We start from the raw sequence: 6,534 nt of genomic DNA on the forward strand, positions 1-6,534 counted from the left end.
GGGGAAACCTGTGCTACTCTTCGTAAAAAGTGTTCCGGGTAAGAAAGCAAAGTTCGTTGTTAAGCTGGAAGCACCTGTAAAAGTAAAGATTGAAGGAAAAAGGAAAAAAGTATTTCTCAATCTGCTTAAGACCTCTGGGCTTGTGGAAATCCCAGACTTAAAGCACCCTCGTTACAAAATATTGAAGGGTAAGTTAAGCTAAGTTAGGCGGTGGTGGGAGGACGCCCACCCCCTCCATAGATGCCACTCCCAAAGAGGGAGTGCCACCAGCCAGCCAGGGCGACTTTCTGGCTTTCACCACCGCCTACTATAAATGATAGCCCTTCCTTAGCTTTCCTGCAAATTAACCTTACCTAACAAATTTCTCATCTTTTTGTTGAAAGTAAAGAAATAAATGAGAAAATCCAGTGGACAGACCGAAAATTTCTCATCTTTTTCTTGATTTCTCCCTTTACCCCCTTTTACGCTTCTTTACGTCTCCTTACGTTTTTCTCAATTTTTTCTTTATCATTTCTCATCTTTTTCTTTACCTGATAAAATACTTCCAATTTTTCCCTACTAATTATTTCTTTTCCTTTAGTCCATACTTTTACACGCTTGCGAGCTTCGTTATGATCTATCGGCAAAACTTCTTGGATCAATTTTTCCACGTCTTTTTCTTCAGCGTGTTTTTCAAGAATTTTCAGAACTCTCTTAAAAGAACTTTCGTTTTCTACTGGAAGAATCTCTTTAATAGAAAAGTTTTCAACATGTTTTCCAAATTTTTTCTCTAAACGTTCTTTAAGTTTCTTTTCCCAGAATGAAACGAAAGGAAGAACGAACTCCCTTAATAAGATTTCATCCAACTCCTTTTGAGTAAGCCCTCGAGTATCTATTTCCCTTCTGAGTAAGTTATAAATACGGAAAAATTCTTCAATAAGCTCTTTTTCTTCTTCAACTTGTTCAGGAGTAAGCTCTCTTAGAATCCCGTCAATTATTTTATTGTAAATTCTTTGATATTCAGCAGGAGTTATCTCTTCCTCTTTGATAAACCTTTTTTTACCTTCTATTTTTAGTCCTAAAGCTTTAACGAGTAGGTTCAAAAGTTCTCCGATAGTTCTAAAAGTACAGGTGTAATTTTTCACTTTCTCGTCCCTCTTACTCCTATCCTTCTGTTTGGAGCAAATCTACTTTAATACTACGAAGACATCAAGGAGGTCTGAGATGGAATACTTCTCACCAATAGAAAAAGTAGCCCTAATAGTTGATTGAGAAAACGTGAGGTACACCGTTTTTAATGGTTACTACGAACAAAAAAAGATTCTACAGAAAGAAGAGATGAAAATCTATGAGGAGGCTGAAAATCTAGTTTCACGCTTTAAAAGACTGTTCGTTAGAGACTTCCAACAGAAACTATACGAATGTAATTTCTTTCACATCTATTTCTATACGGCTCGTCCCTTTGGAGGAAAAATTGGAGATAAAGACTATTCTAAAGAAGATTACTTCCAAAAGGTTAACACCTTTATTGATGCAGTTGGGGAACAGTCAGATGTTTTGTTGAGATTGGGAGAGCTCCTTCCTCGTGGAAATTCTTTTGAACAAAAAGGAGTTGATGTTCAAATCGGATTGGACATCGCAAATCTGTCCCTAAAAAGGTATGTAGATACCATAATTATCTTCTCATTTGATACAGACCTAATTCCTGCCCTTGACTTTGCAAGGAACAACGGAATAAGAGTTGGAGTGATAGTCCCCGAAAGAATAGAAGGTTTAGAAAGAGGAAATGAAATTCAATCCGCTCTAAAAAAACTCGCTCCTCATATAGATTTTAGAGTTTTTTTTAAGATGATGTATGGTGAAGTTCTGGATGGAATTTTTTAGGAAAAAGAGAGTTAGAAAAATAGATAACAAGCAGGCAACCACAAAATTTATCCGTAGGAGGTATGGAATGGCTAAGAAAAGCTCAAGGTGTCCAAAGAATCCCATGACTCCAGAGGCAGCTGCAAGAATCCAGTCTGCAACTGCAAGAGCCAACGGAGGTATTACTCCAAAAGGAAGTTTTGCTGCAAAGGCACAGAGTGCAGCAGCTAAGAATTTCGGTTCCAATGGAAAGTGCAAAAATTAAATCAATTTTGTGGGTGGATGCTTTCCACCCACATTTTTCTAAAAGGACTATTTAAATCTTTATCTTTTATTTACAAACCAGGGACCCTAAAGCTTTTCCTCCAAGCAAGTGATAGTGAAGGTGGTAAACTTCCTGTCCTCCATCTTTGTTACAGTTAACAATTACTCTATAACCACTCTCAGCTATTCCAAACTCTTTGGCTATTTTTTTGGCGACGGTAAAGACATGTCCTATTAGTTTTTCGTGTTTTTCTTCAAGGTCGTTAACGGTTTCTATATGTTCTTTTGGCACTATTAAGATATGAACGGGAGCTTGAGGATTAATATCGTGAAATGCAATTACTGTCTCGTCTTCATAAACAATTTTAGAGGGAATTTCTCTGTTTATTATCTTACAGAAAACGCACATAACCTTTAACCTCCTCTTTCTTTTTTCTTTTTAAGTATAGCAGAATAGTACTTAACGAGATCCATAGAAACTAATGCCCCAAGCCCATAGCCGGAAATGTAGTATTTACTACCGTTTACTGCAAGAGAAGAAAATGCTATCTCTTTTCCACCGTAAACCATAAACCCTGTAAACCACTCACACCTTCCTTCTGGATATGTTAACTCTGAAAGTGTTCCACTTTTTCCTCCAACAAGAACGCTCGGATATTTTCTCCTAAGAATTTTGAAGAATCTTTTATCTGATACTGTTCCAAACCTCACGGTAGCAATCATCATCTTTTTCAGCTTCTCTGCAGTCTCCTCAGAAATAACATCTTCTAAAAACTCTTTCTTAAAAGAATAAACAACGTTTCCGTCCTTATCGTAAATTTTATCTATAAGGGAGGGTTTGGACATTTTCCCGTCATTTAAAACTATCAACGAAATTAATGCTTCATGGAAAGGGCTTATCCTTGTTTCTCCAAGACCTGCAGCCATTAAAGCTAAATCATAATCATCTAGAGGTTTTCTTACTATTCCCCAAGGGAAACCATAATCTTGCCTATTAAATCCAAACTTTTTAGCAAATTCCAAGAGTTTTTCTTTCCCAATAAGCCTTCCAAGATTTCCAAAGTAAGGATTTGAGGAATATGCAAAAGCTGTTTTTAGACTTCTTGTTATTCTGTAAGGACTACTTAACCAAACGGACGGTGAACATGAGTCGTCATGTCCACCACACTTCAGTTTCGTGTTGATATCAGCGACTTTTGTCTCTAAAGCAGCAGCTGTAGTTATAATCTTGAAAGTAGAAGCTGCTGGAAAAGTCCTCTTTGAAGTTAAGTCAGGATAGTCTAAACTTGAAACTGCACAAATTGTTTTTCCATCCTTGTCAAAGGCAACGTAAGCTCCGTACTTTACCTTGTATCTTTTGAATTCCTTTTTAACTTTTGACTGAAGTTCAGGATTTACGGTAAAGATTATAGTATATTCTTTTGTCCTGAGAACGTATTTTCCGTTCTCTACAGAAGCCTTCTTAAAGAGTTCATACTGATAGGAGAAATCGTTAACCAGTTTCCATAAAAAGCGGGGCTTTTCTTCTCCAATTTTTTCCTGTTTGACTTCCTTAATTGGCACTTTGTAAACAACGAAGCTAAAAAAACTAAGTAAAACTAGTGTTCCCAAAAGAAACTTAAGTCTCTTCAATCTTGAAGCCTCCTTTTAAGCAGTAGAAAATATAATATAGAACACAAAGTTCAAGGAGATTACTTTGGGTATAAAAAGATTTCTAATAGAAACAGCTTTAAAAAAGAGAGAAACTTTAAATCTAAAAAGTTCCGAAGTTAAAAGATTTCAAGAGTTAGCAGAGCAGATTTGGATTCCATTTGATCCAGAACCTAACGTAGTACCTGTTGTTTACGCAGTTGATGGAAGTATGAATAAAAAAGAATTTGCAGGTCAGCTTGTTTATGCAATAGGAGCGGGGTCTGTTTTATTTGAAAACGGTAAAGAAGCCAACAAAGAAGGCTACGAGGTCGACATAGACATCCTAAAACCAGAAGAATATTCCGACGCACGTTTAAGAATGTTAATGGGAATTTTGGAAGTAAAAGAAGCTTTAAAGGTAGTGGATAAAAGTTCAATCATTTTTATTGACGGTTCAATTGTAGGATCAGTGATAAGACCTACAGTTTTTTCATATGAAATTAATGAGGAAATAGAAAAAAGAGTTGAAGATCTTTTCAACGAGTTGATAGAAGATTTCTCCTTAGGGGAAATTACTTCAAAAAAGTTTTACAAAAGGATAGAAGAGTTTGCAAAAGGGAAAGAATTTCCGGTAGCAGCAGGATATTTGGAATACCTTGAGTATCTTTACTCATTATACCTTCTTTTAGAAAAAGGTAGTGAAAAAATTGTAGCAATTTCTAAGCGTTCTGATTCAAGGAACTATCAACTGGATAGTATCTTGCCGGATATTACCGTTTTAAATTACGCTGATTTACCAGTGGGCTATAGTGAACCCAAGGAGATAAAAATACACAAAGAAAAGAAATTTAAGTTTCCGATTGAATTTGAAGAAAAACTTAGGAAGTATTCTTTTAACTCTTTCTTTGTGAGACTTCCGAAGGGAAACGGAGTTTACAAGGTAGAAACAATGATATCCGTTAATGTTCTCTTTCCAATCCTCAAATACTTTGCCATAAGAGGGTATCCATATCCTCTTAAAGTTGTTCATCATAGAGTAAAAATTACAAAGAAAGATATGGACGATATCATATATACTTTGAAAGTGAGAGGCATTACAGGGAGGGAAGCTCTTGGGGAATAGAACAATATTCCACGGAAAAAGGGTTTTAGAGTACGACAACTTTTTTAAAACAAACTTTGGAAAGAAAGTCTTTAACCTTGAAAAGGAAATACTCTTAAAAGTTCTTGACAAAAAAGATTCTATACTTGAAGTTGGATGTGGAACAGGAATCTGGTTAGAAACTTTAAAAAGAGAGGGATTTAAAAAACTTTACGGAGTTGATATTTCCCAAGATATGTTAAAGTTAGCTAAGAAAAAAGGGTTAAAGAATTTAGTTCTCGGAAATGCCGAAGATCTTCCGTTTAAAGAGGATAGCTTTGATACGACAGTATTTATCACCAGTCTTGAGTTTATAGACGATAAAAAGAAGGCATTTCTTGAAGCTGTAAGAGTCTCAAGAGAGTCGGTAATAGTTGCTTTTTTAAACAAACTTTCTATTCTTTCTTTATACCGAAGGGTATATTCACTTTTTAGAGACTCCTACTACAATCAGATAGAATTTTTAACTCTTGAAAAGGTTGATAGACTTCGTAAATACGCAAGGGAAATTCTAAGAGATAAAGTTATCATAAAACATTCTACCTACTCTACACTTAACTTTGCCTTTAACGGCTTTGTGAACGAAAAATTGGAAAAAGTCGTAGGTTTGAAGAGTCCATTTGGAACTTTTACGGTAATAAAGTTTACTATAAAGAGTCGCCATGGAGCTGGTAAAAGATATACCTGTTGAAGAGGCCTTAAAGGAAAACTTTACCTTTGTCGATGTGAGAACTAAAGAAGAATTTGAGGAATTTCACATTCCTGGGGCTGTTAATGTTCCACTATTTACCAAGGAAGAAAGGGAAAAAGTTTCGAAAGTTTACTACGAAAAGGGAGAAAAGGAAGCTCGTATCTTTGCTTTAAAGGTAGCAGGCCCCAAGTTATATGATATTGTAAATGAAATTAAGAAAGTTAAAGAAAAAAACAGAAACGTTGTTATCTACTGCTGGCGTGGTGGAATGAGAAGCTTAGCGGTGGCTACCATATGTTCTCTCGTCGGTGTTCCCGTAAGAAGGTTAGAAGGGGGCTATAGGGCTTTTAGAAAATATATTCTAAGAAGAATTGAAGAGCTTGTAAAAAGTAAAAAGTTTGTAATTCTTTATGGCCCAACAGGAGTAGGGAAAACAAGAATCTTAAGGAAATTAAAAAAAGAAGGCTATCCGGTTATAGACTTGGAAGGTTTAGCGGGACATAGAGGTTCTGTTTTCGGAGGAATAGGATTAAAACAACCATCACAGAAAATGTTTGATGCCTTTCTTTGGCTTGAACTCGAAAGTCTAAAAGGAATGCCTTACATAATTGTTGAAGGAGAAAGTAAGAAGATAGGAAGAATTTTTCTACCGGATACTTTTTTTAAAGCTATGACTAGTGGATACAAGATAAACTTAACTATGCCGTTAGAAGAAAGAATAAGAATTTCCTTAGAAGATTACAAAGTAGGAGAATTTTCTAAAGATATATATCTTAAATCTTTGGAGAGGATAAGAAAAATATTGGGAGAGGAAAAGTATAATCTCATAAAAGATTTAATAATGAAAGAAAGTTATGAAGAAGTTGTAAAAGAATTGATAGTTAACTATTACGACAAACTCTATAACCGCTCCACTCCTGAAACCGACTATAGAATAGAAGCTAACAACTTAGATGATGCTCTT

Annotated in this window: 9 protein-coding genes; 6 read left to right on the top strand and 3 right to left on the bottom strand. The window is 35.5% G+C overall.

All coding sequences use genetic code 11. The features are described 5' to 3' along the window. A partial coding sequence (locus ABGX27_05880; GenBank protein ID MEO2069025.1) for a hypothetical protein occupies positions 1–202 on the top strand: 202 nt, incomplete at its 5' end. Between the two features lie 259 nt (positions 203–461). Here the strand turns inward: ABGX27_05880 and ABGX27_05885 are convergent. After that, positions 462–1,124 carry a hypothetical protein gene (locus tag ABGX27_05885; GenBank protein MEO2069026.1) on the bottom strand — a complete coding sequence of 221 codons (663 nt, stop codon included), beginning with the start codon at positions 1,122–1,124 and terminating at the stop codon, positions 462–464. Positions 1,125–1,317: 193 nt separating this feature from the next. Between ABGX27_05885 and ABGX27_05890 the strand changes: the two genes are divergently transcribed. After that, positions 1,318–1,863: an NYN domain-containing protein gene (locus tag ABGX27_05890; GenBank protein MEO2069027.1), complete on the top strand. Its 546-nt coding sequence runs from the start codon at positions 1,318–1,320 to the stop codon at positions 1,861–1,863. 67 nt (positions 1,864–1,930) lie between these two features. Then, a complete protein-coding gene (locus ABGX27_05895) occupies positions 1,931–2,107 on the top strand; it encodes a hypothetical protein (GenBank protein ID MEO2069028.1) in 177 nt (58 codons plus the stop codon). Between the two features lie 66 nt (positions 2,108–2,173). Here the strand turns inward: ABGX27_05895 and ABGX27_05900 are convergent, their stop codons facing one another. Together ABGX27_05900 and ABGX27_05905 are read right to left on the bottom strand one after the other, a co-directional pair. After that, positions 2,174–2,515: a histidine triad nucleotide-binding protein gene (locus ABGX27_05900; protein MEO2069029.1), complete on the bottom strand. Its 342-nt coding sequence runs from the start codon at positions 2,513–2,515 to the stop codon at positions 2,174–2,176. A gap of 5 nt (positions 2,516–2,520) precedes the next feature. After that, complete coding sequence (locus ABGX27_05905; GenBank protein ID MEO2069030.1) at positions 2,521–3,738, bottom strand: penicillin-binding transpeptidase domain-containing protein; 1,218 nt, start codon at positions 3,736–3,738, stop codon at positions 2,521–2,523. 64 nt (positions 3,739–3,802) lie between these two features. On the opposite strand from ABGX27_05905, the gene ABGX27_05910 reads away from it, so the two are divergent. The 3 genes from ABGX27_05910 to mnmH form a co-directional block, all read left to right on the top strand. Next, entirely contained in the window at positions 3,803–4,861 is a 1,059-nt protein-coding gene (locus ABGX27_05910; protein ID MEO2069031.1) for a DNA double-strand break repair nuclease NurA, read from the top strand. Further along, a complete protein-coding gene (locus ABGX27_05915) occupies positions 4,851–5,570 on the top strand; it encodes a class I SAM-dependent methyltransferase (protein ID MEO2069032.1) in 720 nt (239 codons plus the stop codon). Before ABGX27_05910 ends, ABGX27_05915 begins: the two co-directional genes overlap by 11 nt. Next, the coding region (gene mnmH / locus ABGX27_05920) for a tRNA 2-selenouridine(34) synthase MnmH (GenBank protein ID MEO2069033.1) at positions 5,542–6,534 on the top strand (993 nt) is incomplete at its 3' end. The genes ABGX27_05915 and mnmH, both read left to right, overlap by 29 nt.

The organism is Desulfurobacteriaceae bacterium, assembly GCA_039832905.1.
Taxonomy (GTDB): Bacteria; Aquificota; Aquificia; order Desulfurobacteriales; family Desulfurobacteriaceae; genus Desulfurobacterium.